Below are 25,964 nucleotides of genomic sequence, written 5' to 3'. Positions count from 1 at the left end.
GCGCCATGCCGATCGAAATTCTCATGCCGGCCCTGTCTCCGACCATGGAAGAGGGCAATCTGGCCAAGTGGCTCAAGAAGGAAGGCGACGCCGTCAGCGCCGGCGACGTGATCGCCGAGATCGAGACCGACAAGGCGACCATGGAGGTCGAGGCGGTCGACGAGGGCACGCTGGGCAAGATCCTGATCGAGGAAGGCGCGGAGGGCGTCAAGGTCAACACGCCGATCGCCGTGCTGCTTGAAGAGGGCGAAAGCGCCGACGATATCGGCAAGGCCGGCGGCGCCAAGCCGGACGGCAAGGCCGAGCAAGAGGCCTCCGCGCCGGCCGAGGCCGAAAAACCGGCCGCCGCAGCCGGCGATGACGCCGTCGCCGACATGGACGCGCGCCGCGTGCCCGGCGAAGGCAAGGTGCATCCCGAGCCGAAAAAGGTGGATGTGGCCTCCGATCCCGACATTCCAGACGGCACGGAGATGGTCGCGACCACCGTGCGCGAGGCGTTGCGCGACGCCATGGCCGAGGAGATGCGCCGCGACGAGGAGGTCTTCGTCATGGGCGAGGAGGTCGCCGAGTACCAGGGCGCCTACAAGATCACGCAAGGGCTCTTGCAGGAATTCGGCGCGCGGCGTGTCGTCGACACCCCGATCACCGAACACGGTTTTGCCGGCGTCGGCGTCGGCGCGGCGATGGCCGGCCTGAAGCCGATCGTGGAATTCATGACCTTCAACTTCGCCATGCAGGCGATCGACCAGATCGTCAATTCCGCCGCCAAGACGCTTTACATGTCGGGCGGGCAGATGGGCGCGCCGATCGTGTTTCGCGGCCCGAACGGCGCCGCCGCGCGCGTCGCCGCCCAGCATTCGCAGTGTTATGCCGCCTGGTACAGCCACATACCCGGGCTGAAAGTGGTGCAGCCTTACACCGCCGCCGATGCCAAGGGGTTGTTGAAGGCGGCGATCCGCGATCCGAACCCGGTGATCTTCCTGGAAAACGAGATCCTCTACGGCCAGACCTTCGACGTGCCCAAGCTCGACGATTTCGTGCTGCCGATCGGCAAGGCGCGGATTCAAAAGCAGGGCACGGACGCCACCATCGTCTCGTTCGGCATCGGCATGACCTATGCGGTCAAGGCGGCCGAGGAACTGGCGGGCGAGGGGATCGACGTCGAGGTGATCGATTTGCGGACCATCCGGCCGCTGGACCTCGATACGGTGATCGAGTCGGTCAAGAAGACCAACCGCCTGGTGACGGTGGAGGAAGGGTTTCCGCAATCCTCGGTCGGCGACCACATCGCCAGCCAGGTCATGCAGCGCGCCTTCGACTGGCTCGACGCGCCGGTGGTGACGATCTGCGGCAAGGACGTGCCGATGCCCTATGCCGCCAATCTGGAAAAGCTGGCCCTGCCCAACGTGGCCGAGGTCGTCCAGGCGGTGAAGGCCGTCAGCTACAAGGCCTAGGGAGGGCGAGACGATGCCGATCAACATCACCATGCCGGCGCTGTCGCCCACCATGGAAGAGGGCAATCTCGCCAAATGGCTGGTCAAGGAGGGCGACCAGGTCGCCCCCGGCGACGTGATCGCCGAGATCGAGACCGATAAGGCGACCATGGAGGTCGAGGCCGTCGACGAGGGCACGGTGGCGAAAATCGTCGTGCCGGAAGGCACCGAAGGCGTGAAGGTCAACGCGCTGATCGCCGTGCTGGCCGGCGAGGGCGAAGACGCCGCCGACGCGGCCAAGGCCGCCGGCAACGGCAAGGACAAGGCCGAAGCCGCGCCGGAGCCGAAATCGGACGCCAAGGCCGAACCGAAGGCGGAAAAATCCGACGCGGCGCCGTCAAAACCGGCCGCCGACGCCGGCGGGGCCAAGGAAGCCGAAGCCAAAGCCGCGATCCCCGACGACGTAAAGGCCGGCCCGGCGCCGAGCAGGAACGGCGAGCGCGTCTTCGCCTCGCCGCTCGCCCGCCGCATCGCCCAGAACGAAGGGCTCGATCTGGCCGCCATCAAGGGGTCGGGGCCGCACGGGCGGATCGTCAAGGCGGACGTGGAAGCGGCCGCCGCCGACGGTGGCGCCCGGAAGCCGGCCGAGGCCAAGGCCGCGCCGGCCGCCGCTCCGGCGGCCAAGCCGATGTCGGACGACGCGGTGCTGAAACTGTTCGAGGACGGCTCCTACGAACTCGTCCCGCACGACAATATGCGCAAGACGATCGCGCGCCGGCTGGTCGAGGCGAAGTCGACGATCCCGCATTTCTACCTGACGATCGACTGCGACATCGACGCGTTGCTGGCGCTGCGCAAGCAGCTCAACGACGCCGCGCCCAAGGTCAAGACCGACAAGGGCGAAGAGCCGGCCTACAAGCTGTCGGTCAACGACATGGTCATCAAGGCGATGGCCCTGGCGCTGAAGGCGGTGCCGGAGGCGAACGTGTCGTGGACCGACGCCAACATGGTCAAGCACAACCATGCCGATGTCGGCGTGGCTGTGTCGATCCCCGGCGGGCTGATCACGCCGATCGTCAGACACGCCGAGCAAAAGACGCTGTCGACCATTTCCAACGAAATGAAGGACATGGCCGCGCGCGCCAGGACCCGCAAGCTCAAGCCAGAGGAATATCAGGGCGGCACCACGGCAGTGTCCAATCTGGGCATGTTCGGCATCAAGGACTTTTCCGCCGTCATCAACCCGCCGCACGCCACGATCCTGGCGGTCGGCGCCGGCGAAAAGCGCGCGGTGGTCAAGGACGGGGCGGTGGCGGTGGCCACGATCATGTCGGCGACCTTGTCGACCGACCATCGCGCCGTCGACGGCGCGCTGGGCGCCGAATTGCTGGCCGCCTTCAAGGGGTTCGTCGAAAATCCGATGTCGATGCTGGTCTGACAACGTTCCTCTCCCGAGCGGGGAGGGGCGCCGTTTCAACCATCCGGGGAGACGATCATGAGCGAGACGAAAACACACGGCGCGACGGCCGGCCGCTCGTGGCTATGGATGGCGGTGTTCGCCGTCATCTCGCTGATCGGCGGCGTGATGGCGCTGTTCAACCCGTTCGCCGCGACGATGGCGGCGACGCTGCTGGCCGGCTGGACTTTCGCGCTGGTCGGCATCCTGCAGATCGTTCAGTCCTTCCAGGACAAGGGCTGGGGCGGGTTCGTCTGGGCGCTTTTGTTCGGTATCCTGACGCTGGTCGTTGGCCTGTCCCTGATCTTCAATCCGCTCGCCGGCATGGTGTCGCTGACCCTGCTGGTCGCGGTGCTGTTTCTGGTCATGGGCGCGATCAAGCTGATGTACGCGTTTTCGCTGCGGCCGCTCTCGGGCTGGGGCTGGGTGCTCGCCTCCGGCCTGCTGGCCCTGGCGCTCGGCATCATGATCCTGGCCGATTTCCCGTCCTCGGCCGCTGCGATCCTCGGCATCCTGCTCGGCGTCGAGCTGGTGTCGAACGGCATCCTGTTCCTGTTCGTCGCGCTCGGCCTGCGCCGGCTGCGCCAAATGGCCTAGAGGAGCGGGAGCCGCGTGAAAACGATCCTTGCCTACGGCGATTCGCTGACCTGGGGCTACGACCCCGACGGACCCTGCCGCCATGCGCTTGCCGATCGCTGGCCGAGCGTGCTGGAAAAGGCGCTCGGCGGCAAGGCGCAGGTGATCGCCGAGGGGCTGAACGGACGCACGACGGCCTTCGACGACCATGTCGGGCCGGCCGACCGCAACGGCGCGCGCCTGTTGCCGAGCCTGCTCACCACGCACGCGCCGGTCGATCTCGTCATCATCATGCTCGGCACCAACGACATGAAGCCGTTCCTGGCCGGGGCCGCGATCGCCGCCAAGCAGGGCATGGAACGGCTGGTCGACATCGTGCGCGGCCACGCCTGGCCGCTCGACCAGGAGACGCCCGAAATCCTGATCGTGGCGCCGCCGGCGATCCGCGAGACCGGCGATCCCGATTTCGCCGCGCTGTTTGCCGGCGCCATACAGCAGTCGCACATGCTGGGCAGTCTCTATGCGGATCTCGCCGACGTCGCCGGCTGCGGTTTCTTCGACGCCGGATCGGTGGCCGAGACCTCGCCGCTCGACGGGGTCCACCTCGACGCCGCCAACACCCGCGCCATCGGGCGCGGCCTGGAGCCGCTGGTGCGCATGATGCTGGGGCTGTGACGGGCGTGAGACTTGTTCGAAATCAAAGAAAGAGGCAGCAGACGCGGTAGCGTGAGGCCATTCCAACCAAGGAGAAACGGAATGTCGCACACGCCGCACGAATTGGCCGAGGAGTTTCCCGAGTTCGTCGCAGTCATCCGCCATTTGCGCGAGAAGGACGGGCATTTTCACCGGCTGTCGAACGCGTATCACGACGTCAACAAGGTGATACACCGCGCCGAGACCAATATCGAGCCGCTCGACGACCTGCACGTCGCCGATCTGAGGAAGGAACGCCTGCGGCTGAAGGACGAAATCTACGGGATGCTGGTCAGGCACGAGCCGGTGCCGGCATCCGTGGCGAAGGAGTAGAGCCGGCCGGCTTGCACGCCTTCGCCGTACGCCGGCCGGGCGGTCCGCACGGGCCCCGGCCGGCATAGGAACGCCGCAAAGGAGTGGAAGCAGCAATGTCGGAAAGCTATGACGTCATCATCATCGGCGGCGGTCCGGGCGGTTATGTCACGGCCGTGCGCGCCGCGCAGCTTGGCTTCAAGACCGCGCTGGTGGAACGCGAGCACCTGGGCGGCATCTGCTCCAACTGGGGCTGCATTCCCACCAAGGCGCTGCTGCGCTCGGCCGAGGTGATGCATCTGGGCGAGAACGCCGCCGATTACGGGCTGAAGCTGGAAGGCAAGCTGACCGCAGACCTGAAGGCGGTGGTCGAGCGCGCGCGCGGCGTTGCCGGACGGATGAACAACGGCGTCGGCTTCCTGATGAAGAAAAACAAGGTCGACGTCATCTGGGGCGAGGCCAAGCTGAAGGGGCGCGGCGAGATCGTCGTGTCGAAACCGACCAAAAAACCGATGGAGCCGCAGCATCCCGCGCCCAAGAACACCAAGGGCGAGGGCACCTACACCGCCAAGCACATCATCGTGGCCACCGGCGCGCGCCCGCGCGCGCTGCCGGGCATGGAGCCGGACGGCGAGCTGATCTGGACCTATTTCGAGGCGATGGTGCCCAAGGCGATGCCGAAATCTTTGATCGTGGTCGGCTCCGGCGCGATCGGCATCGAGTTCGCCTCCTTCTACCGCACGCTCGGCGTCGAGGTGACCGTTGTCGAGCTGATGCCGACAATCCTGCCGGTGGAAGACGCCGAGATTTCGCAGCTGGCCAAGAAGCGTTTCGAAAAGCAGGGCATGAAATTCCTGCTCGAGGCCAAGGTGGTCAAGGTCGACAAGGCCAAGGATGCCGTCACCGCCCATGTCGAGACCAAGGGCGGAAAGGTGGAAAAGATCACCGCCGAGCGGATGATCTCGGCCGTCGGCGTCACCGGCAATATCGAAAATCTCGGGCTGGAGGAGCTCGGCGTGAAGACCGATCGCGGCTGCATCGTCATCGACGATTACGGCCGCACCAATGTCGAGGGCGTCTACGCGATCGGCGATGTCGCCGGCCCACCGATGCTGGCCCACAAGGCCGAGCACGAGGGCGTGATCTGCGTGGAAAAGATCGCCGGCGAGAAGGGCGTGCACCCGCTCGACAAGAACCTGGTTCCCGGCTGCACCTATTGCCACCCGCAAATCGCCTCGGTCGGGCTGACGGAGGCCAAGGCCAAGGAAGCCGGCCGCGACATCCGGGTCGGACGGTTTCCGTTCGTCGCCAACGGCAAGGCGGTCGCGCTCGGCGAGGACCAGGGGCTGGTCAAGACCATCTTCGACAAGAAGACCGGCGAACTGCTCGGCGCGCACATGATCGGCGCGGAAGTGACCGAACTCATCCAGGGTTTCGTGGTGGCGATGAACCTGGAGACCACCGAGGCCGAGTTGATGCACACCATCTTCCCGCATCCGACCCTGTCGGAGATGATGAAGGAAAGCGTGCTCGACGCCTACGGCAAGGCGCTGAATGCCTAGGCGCGGGCGGTTCAATCGGCGCGCAAATGCCTTATATGCACAGTGTGATGCAAAGGCCCGGACGGGCGAAGGCCGACTGACGGGATGAAAGAATGCAGGAGATGCAAGGTTTGATGGGCATGCCGGGCGTCGGCTTCTTCGGCATGCTTCTGGTCGGGTTCCTCGCCGGCTACGTCGCCGAGCGGACGATGAACCGCGATCACGGCCTGTTCACCAACGTCTTGGTCGGGATCGCCGGCTCGTTCGTCGGCGGCACGCTGGCGGGCTTGCTCGGCATCCAGTATCAGGGCTTTCTCGGCAATCTGGTCGTCGCCATTGCCGGCGCGATCCTGATTCTTTGGATTTTCGGGCGCTCCCAAGCCCGCCCGCGTCGCTAATGCCCGGTAACGTCGCCCAATAAGTCGCAAGGACAAGCAATGGTCACCGTCATCGACACCCTCGCCAACCGGCCGCGCCCGCGCCATCCCGAAAAGGCGCACCGCCCGGACCAGGATGTGGCGCGCAAGCCGGACTGGATCCGGGTCAGGGCGCCGACCTCGCCCGGCTATCTGGAAACCCGCGACATCGTGCGCACCAACAAGCTGGTGACGGTGTGCGAGGAGGCCGGCTGCCCCAATATCGGCGAGTGCTGGGACAAAAAACACGCCTCCTTCCTGATCATGGGCGAGATCTGCACGCGCGCCTGCGCGTTTTGCAACGTCACCACCGGCCTGCCCAACGCGCTCGACGCCGACGAGCCGCAAAACGTCGCCTCCGCCGTACGGCAGATGGGGCTCAACCATGTCGTCGTCACCTCGGTGGACCGCGACGACCTGGCCGATGGCGGCGCGCGCCATTTCGCCGAGGTGATCCGCGCGATCCGCGCCGAATCGCCCGAAACCACCATCGAGGTGCTGACGCCCGACTTCCTGCGCAAGGACGGCGCGCTGGAGATCGTGGTCGAGGCCAAGCCCGACGTCTTCAACCACAATCTGGAGACCGTGCCGTCGCACTATCTCACCGTCAGGCCCGGCGCGCGCTATTTCCATTCGATCCGGCTGTTGCAGCGCGTCAAGGAGCTCGACCCGACCATGTTCACCAAGTCGGGCATCATGGTCGGCCTCGGCGAGGAGCGCGCCGAGGTGCTGCAGCTGATGGACGATCTGCGCACCGCCGATGTCGACTTCTTGACCATCGGCCAGTACCTGCAGCCGACGCGCAAACACCATCCGGTCAAAAAATTCGTCACCCCGGAGGAGTTCAAATCCTACGAGACGGTCGCCTACACGAAAGGCTTCCTGCTCGTCTCGGCCAGCCCGCTGACGCGCTCGTCGCACCATGCGGGCGAGGATTTCGCCCGGCTGCAGGCGGCGCGCGCGGCGCAACTGGCGAAAACCGCCCACCAGTAGGTCGCCATGCCGAAATACGAAACCGTCCGCAACGTCGCCCACGCGCCGCAGCAGATGTTCGCGCTGGTCGCCGATATCGAGCGCTATCCGGAATTCCTGCCGATGTGCGAGGCGCTTTCGGTGCGCTCGCGCAAGCAGGCGCATGGCGTCACCGTGTCGGTCGCCGACATGACGGTGGGCTACAAGGCGATCCGCGAGACCTTCACCAGCCAGGTGATCGCGCGCGAGGCCGACAACGCCATCAACGTCAAATATCTCGACGGGCCGTTCCGCTTCCTCGACAATCGCTGGCGTTTCGAGCCGGACGGCGCGGGTGGCACGAACATCAATTTCTACATCAACTACGAGTTCAAGAGCCGGATTCTCGGCGCCATGATGGGGGCGATGTTCGACCGCGCCTTCCGCATGTTCGCCGGCGCCTTCGAACAGCGCGCCGACCAGATCTACGGCAAGCCGGTCAGCGCCTCAGCCTCGCAAGGATGAGTTCGAGCGCGGTCCCGACGGTGTTCTGGCGCACCGCGTCGCGATCCTGGCCGGCGAATATTTTCCGGTGCGTTTCCGTCTCCCGACCCTTTTCCGCGACCCCGAACCAGACCAGCCCGACCGGTTTTTCCGCCGAGCCGCCGCCGGGACCGGCGATGCCGGTGACCGATAGGGCGAGACCGGCCCGCGAGCGGGCGAGCGCGCCGGCCGCCATTGCGCGCGCGGTTTCGGCCGAGACCGCGCCGTGGGCGGCGAGGGTCGCGCCGGTCACGCCGAGCATCTCCATCTTGGCCTCGTTGGAATAGGTGACGAAACCGCGATCGACCACCGCCGAGGAGCCGGCGATGTCGGTCAAGGCGGCCGCGATCATGCCGCCGGTGCACGATTCGGCCGTGGCGAGCATCAGGCCCCGCCGCTTGCAGGCCGCCAGCACCGCCTCGGCCAGCGCGTTGTGCGGGCTCATGCCGGTACCGCGCCCGGATAGACCACGCTGGCCGTGGCGATGGCGGCGATGCCCTCGCGCCGGCCGACGAAGCCGATCCGCTCGTTGGTGGTGGCCTTGACCGACACCCGGCCGGCCTCGAGACCGAGCATCGCCGCCATCGCCGCCACCATCGCCGCGCGATGCGGGCCGATCTTCGGCGCCTCGCAGATCAGGGTGACGTCGACATTGGCGATGCGGCCGCCCTTGTCGCGCACCAGCCGGGCGGCGTGTTCGAGGAAGATGTGCGAGGCGGCACCCTTCCACTGCATGTCGGAAGGCGGAAAATGCGTGCCGATATCGCCGGCCGAACAGGTGGCAAGCAAGGCGTCGGTCAGCGCGTGCAGGCCGACATCGGCGTCGGAATGTCCCGACAGCGCCCTGTCGTGCGGGATCGCCACGCCGCACAGCGTGACGTGGTCGCCCGGGCCGAAACTGTGCACGTCGTAGCCATTGCCGGTCCGGACGTCGGGAAAGCCGGTTCGAGCCGTGCCGAGGCGTTCGTCCGCCATCGCGATCTCCCGTGCGAAAGTGAGTTTGACGTTGTCGGGCGCGCCGGCCACGATCCGCACCGGGATCCTGGCCCATTCGGCGATCGCCGCGTCGTCGGTGAAGTCGGCGAGGCCCGCCGCGTCGGCGCGCCGGTGCGCGGCCAGGATCGGCGCGAAGGAAAAACCCTGCGGCGTCTGGGCCGAAAACAGGCCCGCGCGCGGCACGGTCTCCACCACCAATCCGGCGCCGTCGGCCTTCTTCAACGTGTCGGCGACGGCGAGCGCCGGCAGCACGGCGTCGCACTCGGCCAAGCCGCCCACGACCCGGTCGATCAGGGCGGCATCGACGAACGGGCGCACGCCGTCATGGATCAGGACATGGGCGGGCGCGGCCTCGGCCAGGTTTTCCAGCGCCAGGCGCGTGGAGGCCTGACGGCTGGCGCCGCCATGCACGAGCGAGACCTGGCGGCCGGGATCGGCGACGGCGTCGCGAAACAGCATCCGGTCGTCGGGGTGGATCGCCACCACGATGCGGCCGACCGCCGGATGGTCGCGAAACGCGGCAATAGTGCGGTCCAGCACCGCGCGGCCGCCGATACGGCGATATTGTTTCGGCCCCTCGGCCGATTGTCCGGCGCGCTCGCCGCGTCCGGCCGCCACGATCACGACGGCGACGCCGTCGGTCTGCGGATCGAGCATGACCCTTATCCCTGTTCGTTCGCGCGAGGCGCAAAGCCCGGTCTGCCGAAACCGGAAGCGCCGGACCTCCGGGCAGTCGCGGTCCCGACCGTCGCACTGCTAGCATCCCGAGACGAACGGCTCTAGCGAGCGGGTCGGACAATGGCCAGCGATTTGTACGGCCCGACGTCCGCCGCGCGCGTTTTGCATTGCAACATGGTGGGTGTTTGTCTAAAGAATATGCAGATTGATTGACTGCGTGGAAATTGTGCATGTCGAGTTTCGAGGCCCTGGCGCGACCGCTGGCGATCGGTGCGGTGGAACTCCGCAACCGGGTGTTCCTGGCGCCGCTGTCGGGGGTCAGCGACAGCGCCTTTCGCGCCCGGGCGGCCGCGCACGGCGCCGGGCTGGTGGTGTCGGAAATGATCGCCAGCGGCGAGCTGGCGCGCGGGCGGTCTGAATCGGCGCGTCGGCTCGCGCCGGCCGGCGACGGGCCGCATGTGGTGCAACTGGCCGGCCACGAGGCGCGCTGGATCGCCGAGGGCGCGCGCATCGCGGCCGGCGAGGGGGCCGAGATCGTCGATATCAATATGGGCTGCCCGGCCAAGAAGGTGACCGGCGGTTATTGCGGCTCGGCGCTGATGCGCGACCTCGATCATGCCGAGGCGCTGATCGCGGCGGCCGTCGAGGCCGTGCCGGTTCCCGTCACCGTCAAGATGCGGCTCGGCTGGGACGACACCGAACGCGTCGCGCCCGAGCTAGCGCGCCGGGCCGAGGCTGTCGGCGCGCGCATGGTGACCGTACACGGGCGCACGCGCTGCCAGTTCTACAAGGGCAAGGCCGACTGGCGCGCGATCGGTGAGGTCAAGCAGGCGGTGACGATCCCGGTGGTGGCCAATGGCGACGTGGCGAGCGCCGCCGACGCTGCCGGCATCCTCGAACAATCGGGCGCCGACGCGATCATGATCGGCCGCGCCCATTACGGGGCGCCGTGGACGGCCGGCGCGATCGCGGCGGCGGCCGCGGGCGGCACCGCTCCCGCCATTCCGGCGACGCCGGCCGCGCTCGTCGACTATGTCGGCGCGCATTACGAGGCGATGCTGTCGCTCTATGGCAGCGCCCGCGGCGTGCGCCACGCCCGCAAACATCTCGGGTGGTATTTCGACCGGCACGCGCCCTCCCTGCGCGCCACCGACCGGCAGGCGATCATGACCGCCGACGATCCGGCCGCGGTGCTGGCGCGGCTTGGGAACCTGTTCGAGGCCGGCGCCGATCGCGGCGCGCGGATCGCGGCATGAGACCGGCGCCGACGCCACAGCCCGACCTGGCCGAGATCGTGCTCAACACGATCCGCCATCCCGTCATCATGCTCGATGCCGACGGCCGGATCGTGTTTGCCAATGCCGACGCGGAGGTGTTTTTCCGCTCCAGCGCGGTGATCCTGGCGCGCAACACGCTCGATCATTTCGTGCCGTTCGGCAGCCCGCTGCTGACCCTGGTCGAAGAGGTGCGCGCGCGCCAGTCGCCGGTCAACGAATACCGCGTCGACATTTCCTCGCCGCGGCTCGGCACAGACAGGCTGGTCGACATCCTGGTCGCGCCGGTGCCCGAAAGGCCGGGCGCGGTCGTGGTGATGTTCCAGGAACGCTCGATGGCCGACAAGATCGACCGCCAGATGACCCATCGCGGGGCGGCGCGCTCGGTGACCGGCCTGGCGGCGATGCTGGCGCACGAGATCAAGAACCCGCTTTCGGGCATACGCGGCGCCGCCCAGCTTCTGGAGACCGCCGCGTCCGACGAGGACCGCGCGCTGACGCGGCTGATCACCGACGAGACCGACCGCATCGTCGCGCTGGTCGACCGCATGGAGGTGTTTTCCGACGAGCGGCCGATCGAGCGCGGCGCGGTCAACATCCATGTCGTGCTCGACCACGTCAAGGCGATCGCCCGCAACGGCTTCGCCCGCGACATACGCCTGGTGGAGGATTACGATCCCTCGCTGCCGCCGGTATTCGGCAATCGCGACCAGCTCGTCCAGGTGTTCCTGAACCTGGTCAAGAACGCGGCCGAGGCGATCGCGGCGCGTCCGGACGGCGAGATCACGCTGTCGACCGCCTTCCGGCCGGGCATCCGGCTGGCCGTGCCCGGCACGCGCGACCGGGTGTCTCTGCCGCTCGAGTTTTGCGTGCGCGACAATGGCGCCGGCGTGCCGGACGATATTCTGCCGATCCTGTTCGACCCTTTCATCACCAGCAAGCCGAACGGCTCCGGCCTCGGGCTCGCCCTGGTCGCCAAGATCGTCGGCGAGCACGGCGGTGTGATCGAATGCGATTCCTCGCCGCGCGGCACCACCTTCCGGGTGCTGATGCCGGCCTGGAAGGGCGAGGCGCGGCGGGGCGACGAACACCGCACGGGAGAGACGCCATGACGCAAGGCAGCATTCTCGTCGCCGACGACGACGCGGCGATCCGCACCGTGTTGAGCCAGGCGCTGTCGCGGGTCGGCCACACCGTGCGCGTCACCTCGAACGCGGCCACGCTGTGGCGCTGGGTGTCGGCGGGCGAGGGCGACCTGGTGATCACCGACGTGGTGATGCCGGACGAAAACGCCTTCGACATGCTGCCGCGCATCAAGAAGGCGCGGCCGCAGCTTCCCGTCATCGTCATGAGCGCGCAAAACACCTTCATGACCGCGATCCGTGCCTCGGAGAAGGGCGCCTACGAATATCTGCCGAAGCCGTTCGACCTGACCGAGCTGTTGGCGATCGTAAACCGCGCCCTGGCGGAGCCGAAACAGGCGGCGCAAAAACCGCGCGCCGACGACCAGCCCGAGACGATGCCGCTGGTCGGCCGCTCGGCCGCCATGCAGGACATCTACCGCATGCTGGCGCGGATGATGCAGACCGATCTGACGGTGATGATCACCGGCGAATCGGGCACCGGCAAGGAGCTGGTGGCGCGCGCGCTGCACGAATACGGTCGCCGCCGCAACGGCCCGTTCGTGGCCATCAACATGGCCGCGATCCCGCGCGACCTGATCGAATCGGAACTGTTCGGCCACGAAAAGGGCGCCTTCACCGGCGCCCAGCACCGCTCCACCGGCCGCTTCGAGCAGGCCGAGGGCGGTACGCTGTTCCTCGACGAGATCGGCGACATGCCGATGGAGGCGCAGACCCGGCTGCTGCGCGTGCTGCAGCAGGGCGAATACACCACCGTCGGCGGGCGCACGCCGATCCGCACCGACGTGCGCATCGTGGCCGCGACCAACAAGGACCTGAGCACGCTGATCCATCAGGGCCTGTTTCGCGAGGATTTGTTTTACCGCCTCAACGTCGTGCCGCTGCGGCTGCCGGGCCTGCGCGAACGGGCCGAAGACGTTCCCGACCTGATCCGCCACTTCTTCGCCATCGCCGAACAGGAAGGCCTGCAGGCCAAGCGCATCCTGCCGGCCGGGATGGAGCTGCTGAAGACCTATGCCTGGCCGGGCAATGTGCGCGAGCTGGAAAACCTCGTGCGGCGGCTGGCCGCGCTCTATCCGCAGGAAGAAATCGGCGCCGAGATCATCGAGGCCGAGCTGAACGGGTCAGGCAGCCCGCAAGGCGATGCCGGCCCGCACCTGACCACCGAAACCGTCACGATCGGCCAAGCCGTCGAGGACCATTTGCGGCGCTATTTTTCGTCCTTCGGCGAAGATCTGCCGCCGGCCGGGCTCTACCAGCGCGTGCTTGCCGAGGTCGAGTATCCGCTGGTTCTGGCCGCCATGACGGCGACGCGCGGCAACCAGATCCGCGCCGCCGAACTGCTTGGCCTCAACCGCAACACGCTGCGCAAGAAGATCCGCGAACTCGGCATCAACGTCTACCGCACCTCGCGCGGCGGCAGCGCCGCGTCCTGATCGCGCCTCTGATGGCGGGCCGGCGGCGCGCGGTGCAATAAATTTCCGCGCGCCCCGATTTTGTTGCAGAATCGCCACAATGCGTTGCATCATTGCCACGCAACCGCGTGGCAGGGAATGACGACTCAAAGCGAAATCATGCCGGCCGGCACCATGCTGGAGCCGGCGGCGCCGGAAGGGCGCAGGCTGATGGCCTTGCCCGGCATCGTCGCCGTCGCGGCGGCGCTGATCTGCGCGGCCGTCTCCTTCACCATTCTCGTCGGGCTGGGGCCGATCGCGCCGACCAAACAGGTCACGCTGACGCTGATCGCCATCAACGTGCTGCTGATTCTGGCGCTGGTGCTGCTGATCGGCCGCGAGGTGCATCGCATCGTCGCCGCCCGGCGGCGCGGCAAGGCGGCCTCGCGGCTGCACGTGCGCATCGTGGCGCTGTTTTCGCTGGTCGCGGCGGTGCCGGCGCTGGCGGTGGCGATCGTGGCCTCGATCACGCTCGATATCGGTCTCGACCGCTGGTTCGAGATCAAGACCAAGGCGATCGTCAATTCCTCGCTGTCGATCGCGGAGGCCTATGTCCAGGAAAACGCCCGCAATCTGCAGGGCACCGCCTTGTCGATGGCGATCACGCTCGACCAGAACCGCACGCTCTACGGCCTCGACCGCACCGGTTTCCTGCGGCTGATGACCCAGCAGGCGGTCGGGCGCGGACTGGCGCACGCCGCCCTGATCCGCGACGACGGCAGCGTCATCCTGCAGGCCGACACACGCGCCGAGTTTCCCATGCCCGAGCCGCCGGCCGGCGCAGTGCGCGACGCCTCCGGCGGCGATCCGGTGCTGATCGAACCGCGCACGCGCAACATCGTCGGCTCGATCATCAAGCTGCGCGACATCGAGGGCAGTTATCTCTACACGATCCGCCTGATCGATCCGCAGGTGATCCGCGCGCGCCAGATCGTGCGCGCCAATTCCAGCGACTACCGCGAGCTGGAGGTCAGCCGCACCACCGTGCAGGTGGCGTTCGCGCTGGTCTATCTGGGGCTGACGCTGATCATCGTGCTGTCGGCGATCTGGACCGGCATCGCGGTCGCCGACCGGCTCGTGCGTCCGATCCGCCAGCTGATCGGCGCGGCCGACGAGGTGGCGACCGGCAATCTCGACGTGGCTGTGCCCGTGCGCGCCTCCGACGGCGACGTCGCCTCGCTCGGCGATACGTTCAACAAGATGCTGCAGCAGCTCAAATCGCAGCGCAACGAACTGATTTCCGCCAAGGACCAGATCGACGAGCGCCGCCGCTTTTCCGAAGCGGTGCTGGCCAGCGTGACCGCCGGCGTGATCGGCGTCGACCCCGACGGCATCATCACCATCGTCAACCGCTCGGCCGAAACCATGCTTGCCCTGAAGGCGCAAAAGGCGCTCGGCCAGAAACTGTCGACGGTGCTGCCGCATATCGGCCGCGCGTTCGAGATGGCGCGCAGTTCCGGGCGCCCTGTCTATCGCGAACAGGTGACGTTTTTCCGCACCGGCGCCGAGCGCACCTTCAACGTCCAGGTGACGATCGAGGAAGGCGACAAGAATTCCGAGCTTCCCGCCTATGTCGTCACCATCGACGACATCACCGACCTGATGCAGGCGCAGCGTGCCTCCGCCTGGGCCGACGTCGCCCGGCGGATCGCGCACGAGATCAAGAACCCGCTGACGCCGATCCAGCTTTCGGCCGAACGCATCCGCCGGCGCTACGGCAAGGTGATCACCGACGACCGCGAGGTCTTCGACCAGTGCACCGACACCATCATCCGCCAGGTCGGCGATATCGGCCGCATGGTCGACGAGTTCTCCGCCTTTGCGCGCATGCCCAAACCGCTGATGGAGGTCACCGATCTGCGCGAGGCGCTGCGCGAGGCGACTTTCCTGGTCGAGGTCGGCCATTCCGAGATCAAGTTCGAGCACGATTTCGGCAAGCGGGCCCTGACCGGGCGTTTCGACATGCGCCTGATGAGCCAGGCCTTCGGCAATATCGTCAAGAACGCGGCCGAGGCGATCGAATCCGACGCCGATGCGGGCGGAAGCGACGGCGGGGGCGAAATCCGCGTCACGGCGAGCAAGGCCGGCGACTGGATCACGGTCGACGTGGTCGACAACGGCAAGGGCCTGCCGCGCGAGAACCGCCAGCGCCTGCTGGAGCCCTATATGACGACGCGCGCCAAGGGCACCGGTCTCGGCCTGGCGATCGTGCGCAAGATCGTCGAGGACCACGGCGGGCGGCTGGAACTGCACGACGCACCGAAAGATTTCCACGGCGGCAAGGGGGCGCTGGTCCGCATCGTCCTGCCCGCGCTGGAGGAAGGCGCCGCCAAGGGCGACGCGAACACGACGCAAAAGAAGGTCGACCATGACGTCTGATATTTTGGTCGTCGACGACGAAGAAGACATCCGCGAACTCGTCGCCGGCATTCTGGAAGACGAGGGCCACGACGCGCGCACCGCCCACGACAGCGACAGCGCGCTGGCCGCGATCGCCGAGCGCGTGCCCTCGCTGATCTTTCTCGACATCTGGTTGCAGGGCTCGCGGCTCGACGGCCTGGCGCTGCTCGACGAGATCAAGACCATCCACCCGCACGTGCCGGTGGTGATGATTTCCGGCCACGGCACGATCGAGACCGCGGTGTCGGCGATCAAGCGCGGCGCCTACGATTTCATCGAAAAGCCGTTCAAGGCGGACCGGCTGATCCTGATCTGCGAGCGGGCGCTGGAAACGCTGAAGCTGAAGCGCGAGGTGAGCGAGCTGAAGAAGCGCACCTCCGACACGTTCGACCTGATCGGCATGTCGGCGGCGATGAACCAGCTGCGCCACGCCATCGACCGGATCGCGCCCACCAACAGCCGGGTGATGGTGATCGGGCCGTCGGGTTCGGGCAAGGAGGCGGTGGCGCGCGCCATCCACGCGCTGTCGGCGCGCAAGGAGGGGCCGTTCATCTCGCTCAACGCCGCCACGATCACGCCGGAGCGCATGGAGATCGAGCTGTTCGGCACCGAACCGAACGGCGCCGAGCGCAAGGTCGGCGCGCTCGAGGAGGCGCATCGCGGCACGCTCTACATCGACGAGATCGCCGACATGCCGCGCGAGACCCAGAACAAGATCCTGCGCGTGCTGGTGGAACAGAAATTCGAGCGCGTCGGCGGCGCCAAGCGCGTCAAGGTCGATGTGCGCATCATTTCCTCGACCGCGCAGAACCTGGAAGCTATGATCGCCGAGGGGCGGTTCCGCGAGGATCTCTACCACCGTCTGGCGGTGGTGCCGGTGATCGTGCCGGCGCTGTCGGAGCGGCGCGAGGACATTCCCTATCTGGTCGACCATTTCATGAAGCAGATGGTGCGCCAGTCGGGGATCAAGCCGCGGCGGATCGGCGACGACGTGCTTGCGGTGCTGCAGGCGCACAACTGGCCCGGCAATGTTCGCCAGTTGCGCAACAATGTCGAGCGGCTGATGATCCTGGCGCGCGGCGACGAGGCCGACATGCCGATCACCGCAGAGCTTCTGCCGGCCGAGATCGGGGACGTTATGCCACGGGCGCCAAATCAGTCCGACCAGCACATTCTGGCACTGCCGCTGCGCGAGGCGCGCGAGCATTTCGAAAAGGAATATCTGATCGCCCAAATCAACCGTTTTGGCGGCAACATCTCGCGCACGGCCGAGTTCATTGGTATGGAACGGTCCGCACTGCATCGGAAGCTGAAATCGCTCGGCGTTTGAGGCCGGCTGGACGAGATAGACTATGCGCGTGATCATCTGCGGCGCCGGCCAGGTCGGCTACGGCATTGCCGAGCGGCTCGCCGCCGAGCAAAACGACGTCTCCGTCATCGACACCTCGCCCGAGCTCGTGCGCACGATCCGCGACCAGCTCGACGTGCGCGGCTTCGTCGGCCACGGCGCCCATCCCGACGTGCTGGAAATGGCCGGCGCCCAGCAGGCCGACATGCTGATCGCGGTCACGCTCTACGACGAGGTCAACATGACCGCCTGCCAGGTGGCGCATTCGATCTTCAACGTGCCGACCAAGATCGCGCGCATCCGCGCCCAATCCTATCTGCTGCCGCATTATCAGAACCTGTTCTCGCGCGAGCACCTGCCGATCGACGTCATCATCTCGCCGGAGATCGAGGTCGGCGAGATGGTGCTGCGCCGCATCGCGCTGCCGGGCGCCAACGACGTGGTGCGCTTCGCCGACAGCAAGGTGGCGATGGTGGCGATCGAGTGCCTGGAAGAGTGTCCGGTGATCGACACGCCGCTGTCGCAATTGACCGAGCTTTTCCCGGACCTGCCCTCGACCGTGGTCGGGGTGTCGCGCAACGGACGCCTGTTCATTCCCCATTCGGCCGACCAGCTGGTGGCCGGCGACCTTGCCTATGTGGTGACGACCACCGACCAGGTGCGCCGCACGCTCGGCCTGTTCGGCCACGAAGAGGTCGAGGCGATGCGCATCGTCATCGGCGGCGGCGGCAATATCGGCCTTTACGTCGCCCAGGCGCTGGAGGCGCGCCAGTCGCGCACCAAGGTCAAGATCATCGAGGACACGCGCGAGCGCGCGGTGGCGATCGCCGACAAACTGCGCCGCACGATCGTCCTGAACGGCAGCGCGCTCGACCAGAAAGTGCTTCTGGAGGCCGATATCCAGGACGCCGACCTGATGGTGGCTTTGACCAACAACGATCAGGTCAACATCCTGTCGAGCGTGATGGCCAAACGGCTGGGATGCAAGTCGAACCTGGCGCTGATCAACAATCCGACCTATCAGGATTTCACCCGCACGCTCGGCATCGACGCCCACGTCAACCCGCGCACCGTCACGATCTCGCGCATTCTCCAGCATGTGCGCCGCGGCCGCATCCGCGCCGTGCACAGCGTGCAGCGCGGTTCAGCCGAGATCATCGAGGCCGAGGCGCTCGACACCTCGCCGCTGGTCGGCTCGCCGCTGCGCGACCTGGACCTGCCGGACGGCATGCGGCTGGGCATCGTCTATCGCGACGGCCGGGCGATCAAGCCCAGCGGCGCGTTCGTGGTCCGGCCCGGCGACCGGATCGTGATTTTTGCGCTCGCCTCGGCCGTGCGCCAGGTCGAACAGATGTTCCGGGTCAGTCTCGAATATTTCTGAAATTGCAAAGACCGGCCCGCGCCGGGGCGAAACGAGGGGAACCATGCCGCGTATTTCCTATGTCAACGGGCGCTATCTGCCCCACGCCGACGCCAAGGTCCACATGGAGGATCGCGGCTACCAGTTCGCCGACGGCGTCTACGAGGTGTGCGAGGTGGCGCGCGGCCACATCATGGACATGAGCGGCCATCTCGACCGGCTCGACCGCTCGCTGCGCGAACTGGCGATTGCCTGGCCGCTCGAGCGCCGGGTGCTGCCGGCGATCATGCGCGAGGTGGTGACGCGCAACCGGGTGCGCGACGGGCTGGTCTATCTGCAGGTCACGCGCGGCGTGGCCCCGCGCGACCACGTCTTTCCCGCCGCCGGCACGCGTCCCTCGCTGGTGGTGACCGCCAAGCGCTCCGATCCGCAGGCCGCGCGCCGGCGCGTGGAGAGCGGCATCGCGGTCGTCACCGTGCCCGAGAATCGCTGGGAACGGGTCGACATCAAGACCGTGGGCCTGCTGCCCAACGTGCTGGCGCGCCAGAAGGCCAAGGAGGCCGGCGCCCAGGAAGCCTGGTTCGTCGATCCCGACGGCACGGTCAAGGAGGGCGCCGCGACCAATGTGTGGATCGTCACCGCGGACGGACATCTGGTCACGCGCCCGGCCGACAAGGGCATCTTGCGCGGCATCACGCGCGCGACGGTGTTCCGGATCGCCGAAAAACTGGGTTACACGGTGGAGGAACGCGCCTTTACCGTCGCCGAGGCGCTGAAGGCGCGCGAAGCCTTCGTCACGGCGGCCACGACGGTGGTGATGCCGGTGGTCAGGATCGACGACAAGCCGGTCGCCAACGGCCATCCCGGCACGGTCGCGCTTTCCCTGCGTGAGGCCTTTTTTGACGTTGCGGAAAAAACCCAAGCCTGATAACCGCTGAGGGACATGCAATTCCATGCATGCGGGACAGGTCGGTTCCGGCGCCCGGTTTGTGCGTGTTGCGAACGATGAGGTTCGTCCACGGCGCCCCATTTGACCGACGACAGGGTACGGCGGAAGAGAAGAACAATGGCGGAAAGATCGCAAAACCTTCAGGACCTCTTCCTGAATACGGTTCGCAAAAGCAAAAACCCCCTGACGATATTTCTGATCAATGGCGTGAAGCTCACCGGGGTGGTGACGTCGTTCGACAATTTCTGCGTGTTGCTGCGGCGCGACGGGCACTCGCAGCTCGTCTACAAACACGCCATCTCCACCATCATGCCGAGCCAGCCGGTTCAGATGTTCGATGGTGAAGACAATGGCCGGGACGGTTGATTGGACATAGCCGAGCCGGGCGGCGGCGCTAAGGCCGTCCAAGCGCAGGCCGAAGGCGAGGGGGCGGCGACGCGCGCGGCCGTGATCGTTCCGGTCCTGTCGCGCCAGCAATCGCTTGCCCCCGCCGATCCGTCGAGCCGGCCGCGCACGCCGCGCGTGCCCGAGGCGCGCCTGGCCGAGGCGATCGGCCTGGTGCGGGCGATCGACCTCGATCCCTGCCATACCGAAATCGTCACCCTCGCCGCGCCGCGCCCCGGCACGCTGCTGGGCAGCGGCAAGATCGAGGAGCTGGCCGCACGGCTGCATGACGACGCCATCAAGCTGGTGATCGTCGACCATCCGCTGACGCCGGTGCAGCAACGCAATCTCGAACGCGCGCTTAGCGCCAAGGTGCTCGACCGCACCGGTCTCATCCTGGAGATTTTCGGCCGCCGGGCCCGCACCAAGGAAGGCGCGCTGCAGGTCGAACTGGCCCATCTGAACTATCAGCGCGGCCGCCTGGTGCGCAGCTGGACCCACCTCGAACGCCAGCGCGGCGGCGCCGGATTTTTGGGCGGGCCGGGCGAAACCCAGATCGAGGCCGACCGCCGGCTTCTGCAGGAGCGCATCACCCGCCTCAAGCGCGAGCTGGAAACGGTGCGTCGCACCCGCGACCTGCATCGCGCCAAGCGCAAGAAGGTGCCGTTTCCCGTGGTCGCCATCGTCGGCTATACCAATGCGGGAAAGTCGACCCTGTTCAACCGTATGACCGGCGCCGGCGTGCTGGCCGAGGACATGCTGTTTGCCACGCTCGATCCGACCTTGCGGCGCGTGCGTCTGCCGCACGGCACGATCATGATCCTGTCGGACACGGTCGGCTTCATCTCCGACCTGCCGACCCATCTGGTCGCCGCCTTCCGCGCCACGCTGGAAGAGGTGGTCGAAGCCGACCTGATCATCCATCTGCGCGACCTGTCCGATCCCGACGCCGCCGCCCAGGCCGAGGACGTGGAGGAGATCCTGCGCGACCTGGGCATCGACGCGTCCGACGAGACCAGGGTTCTGGAAGTCTGGAACAAGCTCGACGCGGTTGAAACGCAGCCCGCCGGCGGCGGCGGCGCGATCGTCATTTCGGCGCTGACCGGGGCGGGGATCGAGACGCTGACGGCCGCCATCGAGGAACGCCTGTCGGGACATTTGCGTGAAACCATGATCGTGCTGCGGCCTTCGGAGATGAGCCAGCTCGACTGGCTCTACCGCAACGGCGCGGTGCTGGGCCGCGAAGATCTCGACGATGGCGGCGCCAGATTGACCGTACGCCTGACGCAAGCCGCCGCACGGGAACTGGCGCGCCGCCGCGAAGACTGACGCCGGTCGCCGCCATCCAGATTCGTCGCCCGGCCGGGCCCTTGGCAAACATACGAACGCGCGAAAAGGCCGGTTTTGGGTTTGCCCCGATATTCACATGGGCCAGCCAAAGGCTTGTATTTGCAACCTAAAACCGTCATTGCCCGATATGACGGCCGTTCTGACGCCCCTGGCCGGTCCCACCCGCCCGGGCATTCGCCACCCGCTTCACAATCGCAACGATCCGAAGGAGAGATAATGTCCGAAGACAGCCTGCTCGACCACGCGCTGGTTCGCCTAGATCAGGCCGCGAGCCATCTCAACATTGATCCGGACGTGATCGAGAAACTGAAATATGCGCGGGAGACCACCAAGGTGCGTCTGATGATCCGCATGGATGACGGCTCGCGCAAATCCTTCCTCGCCTGGCGCTGCCGTTACGACGACACGCGCGGCCCCACCAAGGGCGGCATCCGCTTCCATCCCGAATCCACCGCCGACGAGGTCGAGACGCTGGCCTTCTGGATGACCTTCAAATGTGCGGTGATGAACCTGCCTTACGGTGGCGGCAAGGGCGCCGTCCAGGTCGATCCGCGCACCCTGTCGAAGGCCGAGCTCGAACGCCTGTCGCGCGCCTATATTCAGGCGTTTTCCCGCATTATCGGGCCCGACCGGGACATTCCGGCTCCCGACGTCTACACCAATTCCATGATTATGGGCTGGATGGCCGACGAGTACGCCCAGATGGTCGGGCAGGCAGAGCCTGCGGTGATCACCGGCAAGCCGATCGCGCTCGGCGGTTCGCTCGGGCGCGGCGACGCGACCGCGCGTGGCGGCTTTTATCTCGTGCGCCATCTGGCGGAGAATCTGGGGCTTGGGCAGACCATGCGCGTCGCCATCCAGGGCTTCGGCAATGCCGGTCAGCACATTGCGCGCCTTTTGGCCGGCGACGGCCACAAGATCGTCGCGGTGTCGGATTCCGAAGGCGCGGTCTATTCGGAGGCCGGGCTGCATGTCGACATGCTGTTCGACGCCAAGGCCGCGGGCCACTCGGTCGCCAGCACCGCCGGGCAGGGTGGGCACGAATGCATGCCGGCGGCCGATCTGGCCGGGGTCGACTGCGATCTTCTGGTTCCGGCGGCGCTGGAAAACATGATCCACACCCGCAACGCGGCCTCGGTCAAGGCAACGTTGGTCCTGGAACTCGCCAACGGCCCGATCACGCCGGAAGCCGATGCGATCCTGGCCCAAAACAACGTCATCGTGCTGCCCGACATCCTTGCCAATGCCGGCGGCGTGACCGTCTCCTATTTCGAATGGGTGCAAAACCGCCAAGGTTATTACTGGACGGAAGAGGAGATCCACGACAAGCTGCGCGGGATCATGGAGCGCGAGGGCCGCGCCGTCTGGGACGTGTCGCGCGCCAAGGACGTGACCATGCGCACGGCGGCCTATGTCCACGCGCTCGGCCGGCTCGCCGAGGCGATCGAGGCGCACGGCACGCAGAACTTCTTCACCAGCTAAACCGTTCGCGCATCATTCCCGCGGCCGCGCGTCGCGGGAATTTCTCACCGCATGGCGACGGCGGCGCCATGCGTCGCCGTGCAAGACCCGAAAGACCCGGCGCAGGCGCGCTTCAGGGCCCGGTTTCCTCGCCGGCCTTGGCCTCCTGCCAGAGGGCTTCCATTTCCTCCAGCGAGGCCGCGTCGAGCGTTCGTCCGCGCGCGGCGAGCGATCGTTCGACATGGTGGAAGCGCCGGCGGAACTTGTCGTTGGTACCGCGCAGGGCGGTTTCGGCGTCGGCGCCGACATGGCGGCCGAGATTGACCAGCGCGAACAACACGTCGCCGAACTCGTCTTTCACCCGCGCCTGATCCCCGCGCTCCAGCGCCTCCCGCAGCTCGCCGATCTCCTCGCCGATCTTTTCGAGCACCGGACCGGCCTCCGTCCAGTCGAAGCCGACCCTGGCCGCCCGCTGCTGCAGTTTCAGCGCGCGCGTCAACGCCGGCAGGCCGAGCGGCACGTCGTCGAGATAGCCGCCGCCGGCTTCCGACGCCTCCAGGTTCCGGGCGTCGCGCCGGCGCTTGCGCTCGGCCTTTTCCTCGGCCTTGATCGCTTCCCACATGCCTTTGGCCGCACCGGCCGCGCGCGCCTCGGCGTCGCCGAACACATGCGGATGGCGGCGGATCATCTTGGCGGTGATGGCCTCGACCACGTCGCCGAACGAAAACGCTTCCCGTTCCTCGGCCATACGGGCGTGGAACACGACCTGCAAGAGCAGGTCTCCCAGTTCCTCGCGCAGATCGTCGAGATCGCCGCGGGCGATCGCGTCGGCGACCTCGTAGGCTTCCTCGAGCGTATAGGGCGCGATGGTGGAAAAATCCTGCTCGATGTCCCACGGGCACCCGGTATACGGGGTGCGCAGCGCGGCCATGATCTCGATCAGGCGCGAAATGTCCTTGGAGGCTTGCATGGCGCCGAGACTACGCCGCCGGGCGCGAAACGCCATCGGCGCGGCCACGCCGCTGCGGATTATCCACAGACGGGACTATTGCTCGGTCAGGCCGAGCCGGACTTTTTCCAGCAGGCGACGAAATTCCTGCTGTTCGGCCTCGCTGAGATTCGAGCCGATGGTGCGGTCGCCGTCCTGTACCGCCGGTATCGCGCCGGCAAGCACCTCGCGGCCGCGTTCGGTGATCCAGATCGTGCGGATGCGCCTGTCGGTCGCCAGCGGCCGGCGCTCAACCAGGCCGTCGCGTTCGAGCCGGTCGATCATCGGCACCAGCGTCGATTTGTCGAGCCCGCGCGCCTTGGCCAACAGGCTCTGACGCGAACCGGGATTGCGCTCGACGATGGTCAGAAGCGAAAATTGCTGCGGCGTGATGCCGAAGGCGGCGAGCCGGTTTTCCACCAGCCGGAACGCGGCCAGATAGGTCAGCCGGATCTGGCGGCCGAGCAGGCCAGGCAGAATGCCCTGATCCAACTCTTCCATGACACTCTCAGGAGCGGTGGTGTCGTGCGGTGCGCCGAACATGATGCCTCAACCGTTGTCGTCCAAGGAATTGGATAGCCATTTTTACGTGTAATGACCATCGCTTATTTAGCAATCTCTTGCATTCATCCCCAGTCCGAATGCATTGCGATCATATTTGCGGCCATGGGACGGTGGGCACATCGCAAAAGACCGGACACGCCCCATGCTTTCCGTTTAAGATAGGTATCTTCAGTGCAGCCGACAAATCATGCCAATCAGCCACACCGACCGAGATGATCGGCCACGCGCCGGGCGACGGGGCCAATTCCTAGCCGGCTTTGCACGCCCGCGCCGGGGCGCGTTCGCGGCGGCCGCCTTGCTGCTTGCCGCGACCGCGGTGCCGGCGCTGGCTCATGTCTCGGACCGGGCCTATGTGCTGTTGCTGCCGACCGGGTATTATCTGATCGGCGGCGGGCTGGCCGTGTGGCTGAGTTTCGCGGTGCTGGCGCTGGTGCCGCCGGCGCCGCTCGACCGGCTCGCGCGCTGGCGATCGGCCGGCGCGGCAACGTGGCTCGATCTGCGCGCCGTCACCAGCACCATCTCCTTTCTCGTGCTGCTTGCCTTGCTGACGGCCGGATTTTTCGGCAGCCGCGACCCGCTCTCCAATCCGCTGCCGCTGGTGTTTTGGGTGTTCGTGTGGATCGGCGTGGTGCTGGTCCAGGGGCTTTTCGGCGATCTGTGGCGATGGATCGAGCCCTGGTACGGGCCGTGGCGCCTGGTCATGCGCCTGCTCGGCCGCCCCGACGCGCGGCCGTTTTTGCCCTATCCGCGACGGGCTGCGAGCTGGCCGGCCTTTGCCGGCTTCGCGGCCTTCGTCTGGTTCGAACTGGTCTATATCGCGCCGGCCGATCCCGAAAAGCTGGCGCGCGCCATGGCCGTCTACTGGGCGGTCGCCTTTTGCGGCATGGTCGTGTTCGGACACCGCCGCTGGAGCCGGCGGGCGGAGTTCCTGTCGCTGCTGATGACGATGGTGGCGCGCATGGCCTTTGTCGACATCCGCCGCCACCGCTCGGGCCGGGTCTCGCTGCGGCTTTGTCTGCCCGGCGCCCGGCTGGTGACCGCGCCGGCTTTGTCGGCAAGCGCGGCCGCCTTCCTGCTGCTGGCGTTGAGCGCGATATCCTTCGACGGGCTGATGCGCACCTTTTTTTGGCTCGGTCTGTTCGGCGTCAATCCGCTGGAATTTCCGGGCCGCTCGGCGGTGGTGTGGTCGAACAGCGTCGGGGCCGCCGGGGCCTTCGTCGCCTTGTGGGCGCTGTTTCACGGCGCGGTGCGGCTCGGGGCGCGCATGGCCGGGCAGGGGCCGGACCAGGCCGTTCTCTCCGGGCGGCTGGTCTGGTCGCTGATGCCGATCGTGCTCGGCTATCACTATTCCCACCACCTGCCGGCGCTGCTCGTCGATGGACAATACGCGCTGGCGGCGATTTCCGATCCGTTCGCGGCGGGCTGGAACCTGTTCGGCACCGCCGGGCTGCACGTGGCGGCCGCGCTGACGGCCGGCGCCGACACGGCCTGGCTGATCTGGAATATTCAGTCGGCGGCGATCGTCGGCGGGCATCTGCTGGCCGTGGCCGCAAGCCACGTCATCGCCTGGCGCTGCTACGGCTCGGCCCGACGCGCGGCCATCAGCCAGATACCGCTTGCCGGGCTGATGGTGGCCTACACGGTTTTCGGGCTGTGGCTTTTGTCGACACCGACCGGCTATTGACATGCGCGCCG

The 25,964-nt window shown here is 66.9% G+C and carries 24 protein-coding genes; 20 read left to right on the top strand and 4 right to left on the bottom strand.

Going from position 1 to position 25,964, the window contains the following annotated elements:
* The first annotated feature begins 5 nt into the window (after positions 1-5).
* The 9 genes from C7T96_RS02215 to C7T96_RS02175 all read left to right on the top strand — a co-directional run bounded on the left by C7T96_RS02215 (position 6) and on the right by C7T96_RS02175 (position 7,903).
* On the top strand, positions 6-1,454 hold the full coding sequence (locus C7T96_RS02215; protein ID WP_106569522.1) for a pyruvate dehydrogenase complex E1 component subunit beta: 1,449 nt from the start codon (positions 6-8) through the stop codon (positions 1,452-1,454).
* A gap of 13 nt (positions 1,455-1,467) precedes the next feature.
* On the top strand, positions 1,468-2,871 hold the full coding sequence (locus C7T96_RS02210) for a pyruvate dehydrogenase complex dihydrolipoamide acetyltransferase (protein WP_106569521.1): 1,404 nt from the start codon (positions 1,468-1,470) through the stop codon (positions 2,869-2,871).
* A 57-nt stretch (positions 2,872-2,928) separates the two neighbouring features.
* Positions 2,929-3,486, top strand: coding sequence for a DUF308 domain-containing protein (locus C7T96_RS02205; RefSeq protein WP_106569520.1), 558 nt, complete (start codon positions 2,929-2,931; stop codon positions 3,484-3,486).
* A gap of 15 nt (positions 3,487-3,501) precedes the next feature.
* Positions 3,502-4,140 carry an SGNH/GDSL hydrolase family protein gene (locus tag C7T96_RS02200; protein ID WP_106569519.1) on the top strand — a complete coding sequence of 213 codons (639 nt, stop codon included), beginning with the start codon at positions 3,502-3,504 and terminating at the stop codon, positions 4,138-4,140.
* An 81-nt stretch (positions 4,141-4,221) separates the two neighbouring features.
* The gene (locus C7T96_RS02195; protein WP_106569518.1) at positions 4,222-4,491 is read left to right on the top strand and encodes a YdcH family protein; all 270 of its coding nucleotides are present in this window, start codon (positions 4,222-4,224) and stop codon (positions 4,489-4,491) included.
* 95 nt (positions 4,492-4,586) lie between these two features.
* Entirely contained in the window at positions 4,587-6,032 is a 1,446-nt protein-coding gene (lpdA, locus tag C7T96_RS02190) for a dihydrolipoyl dehydrogenase (RefSeq protein WP_106569517.1), read from the top strand.
* Between the two features lie 92 nt (positions 6,033-6,124).
* Entirely contained in the window at positions 6,125-6,409 is a 285-nt protein-coding gene (locus tag C7T96_RS02185) for a GlsB/YeaQ/YmgE family stress response membrane protein (RefSeq protein ID WP_106569516.1), read from the top strand.
* Positions 6,410-6,448: 39 nt separating this feature from the next.
* Complete coding sequence (gene lipA, locus C7T96_RS02180) at positions 6,449-7,420, top strand: lipoyl synthase (protein ID WP_106569515.1); 972 nt, start codon at positions 6,449-6,451, stop codon at positions 7,418-7,420.
* A 6-nt stretch (positions 7,421-7,426) separates the two neighbouring features.
* Entirely contained in the window at positions 7,427-7,903 is a 477-nt protein-coding gene (locus C7T96_RS02175; protein ID WP_106569514.1) for a type II toxin-antitoxin system RatA family toxin, read from the top strand.
* On the opposite strand, the gene C7T96_RS02170 is transcribed toward C7T96_RS02175, so the two are convergent.
* A complete protein-coding gene (locus C7T96_RS02170; protein ID WP_106569513.1) occupies positions 7,878-8,366 on the bottom strand; it encodes a CinA family protein in 489 nt (162 codons plus the stop codon). The two genes, C7T96_RS02175 and C7T96_RS02170, sit on opposite strands and share 26 nt — an antisense overlap.
* The gene (locus C7T96_RS02165) at positions 8,363-9,574 is read right to left on the bottom strand and encodes a bifunctional 2-C-methyl-D-erythritol 4-phosphate cytidylyltransferase/2-C-methyl-D-erythritol 2,4-cyclodiphosphate synthase (protein ID WP_106569512.1); all 1,212 of its coding nucleotides are present in this window, start codon (positions 9,572-9,574) and stop codon (positions 8,363-8,365) included. Before C7T96_RS02165 ends, C7T96_RS02170 begins: the two co-directional genes overlap by 4 nt.
* Before the next feature lie 251 nt (positions 9,575-9,825).
* Here C7T96_RS02165 and dusB point away from each other — a divergent pair, with 251 nt between their 5' ends.
* The 10 genes from dusB (at position 9,826) to C7T96_RS02115 (ending at position 22,738) form a co-directional block, all read left to right on the top strand.
* Complete coding sequence (gene dusB, locus C7T96_RS02160) at positions 9,826-10,851, top strand: tRNA dihydrouridine synthase DusB (RefSeq protein WP_106569511.1); 1,026 nt, start codon at positions 9,826-9,828, stop codon at positions 10,849-10,851.
* Positions 10,848-11,981: a nitrogen regulation protein NR(II) gene (locus C7T96_RS02155; protein WP_106569510.1), complete on the top strand. Its 1,134-nt coding sequence runs from the start codon at positions 10,848-10,850 to the stop codon at positions 11,979-11,981. Before dusB ends, C7T96_RS02155 begins: the two co-directional genes overlap by 4 nt.
* Positions 11,978-13,447 carry a nitrogen regulation protein NR(I) gene (gene ntrC / locus C7T96_RS02150; RefSeq protein ID WP_106569509.1) on the top strand — a complete coding sequence of 490 codons (1,470 nt, stop codon included), beginning with the start codon at positions 11,978-11,980 and terminating at the stop codon, positions 13,445-13,447. Before C7T96_RS02155 ends, ntrC begins: the two co-directional genes overlap by 4 nt.
* 117 nt (positions 13,448-13,564) lie before the next feature.
* The gene (locus C7T96_RS02145; protein WP_106569508.1) at positions 13,565-15,844 is read left to right on the top strand and encodes a PAS domain-containing sensor histidine kinase; all 2,280 of its coding nucleotides are present in this window, start codon (positions 13,565-13,567) and stop codon (positions 15,842-15,844) included.
* Positions 15,834-17,195, top strand: coding sequence for a sigma-54 dependent transcriptional regulator (locus tag C7T96_RS02140; RefSeq protein WP_106569507.1), 1,362 nt, complete (start codon positions 15,834-15,836; stop codon positions 17,193-17,195). The genes C7T96_RS02145 and C7T96_RS02140 overlap by 11 nt, the downstream gene beginning before the upstream one ends.
* A 22-nt stretch (positions 17,196-17,217) precedes the next feature.
* Positions 17,218-18,594 (top strand): Trk system potassium transporter TrkA, encoded by a 1,377-nt coding sequence (gene trkA / locus C7T96_RS02135; protein ID WP_106569506.1) that lies wholly within the window; start codon positions 17,218-17,220, stop codon positions 18,592-18,594.
* A 43-nt stretch (positions 18,595-18,637) separates the two neighbouring features.
* On the top strand, positions 18,638-19,501 hold the full coding sequence (locus tag C7T96_RS02130; protein ID WP_106569505.1) for a D-amino-acid transaminase: 864 nt from the start codon (positions 18,638-18,640) through the stop codon (positions 19,499-19,501).
* 138 nt (positions 19,502-19,639) lie between these two features.
* A complete protein-coding gene (gene hfq / locus C7T96_RS02125) occupies positions 19,640-19,888 on the top strand; it encodes an RNA chaperone Hfq (protein ID WP_106569504.1) in 249 nt (82 codons plus the stop codon).
* A gap of 6 nt (positions 19,889-19,894) precedes the next feature.
* A complete protein-coding gene (gene hflX / locus C7T96_RS02120) occupies positions 19,895-21,235 on the top strand; it encodes a GTPase HflX (protein WP_245414054.1) in 1,341 nt (446 codons plus the stop codon).
* A gap of 237 nt (positions 21,236-21,472) precedes the next feature.
* Positions 21,473-22,738, top strand: coding sequence for a Glu/Leu/Phe/Val dehydrogenase (locus C7T96_RS02115; protein ID WP_106569502.1), 1,266 nt, complete (start codon positions 21,473-21,475; stop codon positions 22,736-22,738).
* 112 nt (positions 22,739-22,850) lie between these two features.
* On the opposite strand, the gene mazG is transcribed toward C7T96_RS02115, so the two are convergent.
* On the bottom strand, positions 22,851-23,687 hold the full coding sequence (gene mazG, locus C7T96_RS02110; RefSeq protein ID WP_106569501.1) for a nucleoside triphosphate pyrophosphohydrolase: 837 nt from the start codon (positions 23,685-23,687) through the stop codon (positions 22,851-22,853).
* 75 nt (positions 23,688-23,762) lie between these two features.
* Complete coding sequence (locus tag C7T96_RS02105) at positions 23,763-24,206, bottom strand: MarR family transcriptional regulator (RefSeq protein WP_158264288.1); 444 nt, start codon at positions 24,204-24,206, stop codon at positions 23,763-23,765.
* A 358-nt stretch (positions 24,207-24,564) separates the two neighbouring features.
* Between C7T96_RS02105 and C7T96_RS02100 the strand changes: the two genes are divergently transcribed.
* Positions 24,565-25,953, top strand: coding sequence for a hypothetical protein (locus C7T96_RS02100; protein ID WP_106569499.1), 1,389 nt, complete (start codon positions 24,565-24,567; stop codon positions 25,951-25,953).
* The last annotated feature ends 11 nt before the right edge of the window (positions 25,954-25,964 follow it).

The sequence above is a fragment of the Nitratireductor sp. StC3 genome (assembly GCF_003015025.1).
GTDB lineage: Bacteria > Pseudomonadota > Alphaproteobacteria > Rhizobiales > Rhizobiaceae > Mangrovimarina > Mangrovimarina alexandrii.
The sequence above is the reverse complement of the archived record's forward strand: the minus strand, read 5'-3'. Positions and strand labels throughout refer to the sequence as shown.

What these genes read in the sequence shown, in the direction of transcription:
- C7T96_RS02195 (WP_106569518.1), top strand. Translation starts at nt 4,222, where the DNA reads ATGTCGCACACGCCGCACGAATTGGCCGAGGAGTTTCCCGAGTTCGTC.
- C7T96_RS02185 (WP_106569516.1), top strand. Translation starts at nt 6,125, where the DNA reads ATGCAGGAGATGCAAGGTTTGATGGGCATGCCGGGCGTCGGCTTCTTC.
- lpdA (WP_106569517.1), top strand. Translation starts at nt 4,587, where the DNA reads ATGTCGGAAAGCTATGACGTCATCATCATCGGCGGCGGTCCGGGCGGT.
- C7T96_RS02205 (WP_106569520.1), top strand. Translation starts at nt 2,929, where the DNA reads ATGAGCGAGACGAAAACACACGGCGCGACGGCCGGCCGCTCGTGGCTA.
- trkA (WP_106569506.1), top strand. Translation starts at nt 17,218, where the DNA reads ATGCGCGTGATCATCTGCGGCGCCGGCCAGGTCGGCTACGGCATTGCC.
- ntrC (WP_106569509.1), top strand. Translation starts at nt 11,978, where the DNA reads ATGACGCAAGGCAGCATTCTCGTCGCCGACGACGACGCGGCGATCCGC.
- C7T96_RS02130 (WP_106569505.1), top strand. Translation starts at nt 18,638, where the DNA reads ATGCCGCGTATTTCCTATGTCAACGGGCGCTATCTGCCCCACGCCGAC.
- C7T96_RS02145 (WP_106569508.1), top strand. Translation starts at nt 13,565, where the DNA reads ATGACGACTCAAAGCGAAATCATGCCGGCCGGCACCATGCTGGAGCCG.
- hfq (WP_106569504.1), top strand. Translation starts at nt 19,640, where the DNA reads ATGGCGGAAAGATCGCAAAACCTTCAGGACCTCTTCCTGAATACGGTT.
- C7T96_RS02105 (WP_158264288.1), bottom strand. Translation starts at nt 24,206, where the DNA reads ATGGAAGAGTTGGATCAGGGCATTCTGCCTGGCCTGCTCGGCCGCCAG.
- C7T96_RS02155 (WP_106569510.1), top strand. Translation starts at nt 10,848, where the DNA reads ATGAGACCGGCGCCGACGCCACAGCCCGACCTGGCCGAGATCGTGCTC.
- mazG (WP_106569501.1), bottom strand. Translation starts at nt 23,687, where the DNA reads ATGCAAGCCTCCAAGGACATTTCGCGCCTGATCGAGATCATGGCCGCG.
- C7T96_RS02215 (WP_106569522.1), top strand. Translation starts at nt 6, where the DNA reads ATGCCGATCGAAATTCTCATGCCGGCCCTGTCTCCGACCATGGAAGAG.
- dusB (WP_106569511.1), top strand. Translation starts at nt 9,826, where the DNA reads ATGTCGAGTTTCGAGGCCCTGGCGCGACCGCTGGCGATCGGTGCGGTG.
- lipA (WP_106569515.1), top strand. Translation starts at nt 6,449, where the DNA reads ATGGTCACCGTCATCGACACCCTCGCCAACCGGCCGCGCCCGCGCCAT.
- C7T96_RS02165 (WP_106569512.1), bottom strand. Translation starts at nt 9,574, where the DNA reads ATGCTCGATCCGCAGACCGACGGCGTCGCCGTCGTGATCGTGGCGGCC.
- C7T96_RS02140 (WP_106569507.1), top strand. Translation starts at nt 15,834, where the DNA reads ATGACGTCTGATATTTTGGTCGTCGACGACGAAGAAGACATCCGCGAA.
- C7T96_RS02115 (WP_106569502.1), top strand. Translation starts at nt 21,473, where the DNA reads ATGTCCGAAGACAGCCTGCTCGACCACGCGCTGGTTCGCCTAGATCAG.
- C7T96_RS02170 (WP_106569513.1), bottom strand. Translation starts at nt 8,366, where the DNA reads ATGAGCCCGCACAACGCGCTGGCCGAGGCGGTGCTGGCGGCCTGCAAG.
- C7T96_RS02210 (WP_106569521.1), top strand. Translation starts at nt 1,468, where the DNA reads ATGCCGATCAACATCACCATGCCGGCGCTGTCGCCCACCATGGAAGAG.
- C7T96_RS02175 (WP_106569514.1), top strand. Translation starts at nt 7,427, where the DNA reads ATGCCGAAATACGAAACCGTCCGCAACGTCGCCCACGCGCCGCAGCAG.